Origin of the sequence: Paenibacillus sp. GbtcB18 (assembly GCF_019091125.1) — a bacterium.
GTDB classification, from domain to species: Bacteria; Bacillota; Bacilli; order Paenibacillales; family NBRC-103111; genus Paenibacillus_F; species Paenibacillus_F chitinolyticus.
Genome location: NZ_JAGXJX010000662.1, coordinates 1 through 247, shown reverse-complemented (window position 1 = coordinate 247; position 247 = coordinate 1). Strand labels below are relative to the sequence as shown.

Annotated in this window: 1 protein-coding gene; it reads right to left on the bottom strand. The window is 59.1% G+C overall.

From position 1 onward, the window contains the following. The coding region (locus KVT34_RS30765) for a family 14 glycosylhydrolase (RefSeq protein ID WP_217563351.1) at positions 1-247 on the bottom strand (247 nt) is incomplete at both ends.

The window sequence follows — 247 nt, the reverse complement described above, 5'->3', positions numbered from 1 at the left end:
CACTTTTGTTCCACGACAGAAACGCTTTTCCCTCAGCGGTCTTGTAGCCCCCCTTCGTGTAGAAACCGTCCCCCTCATTGGGTGGGCTGATCTGATCGCCCGAAGTCAGGTTCAAACCCCCTGCGCTGTTGATTCCCCTGAGCGATCCGTATTTGGCCGTCATACCCGACCGGGACGCCTGCTTCGCGGTAACGGTGTATACCTGGAACCTGCCGCCGGACGGGTAACTCCATCCGGCTGCCGGATA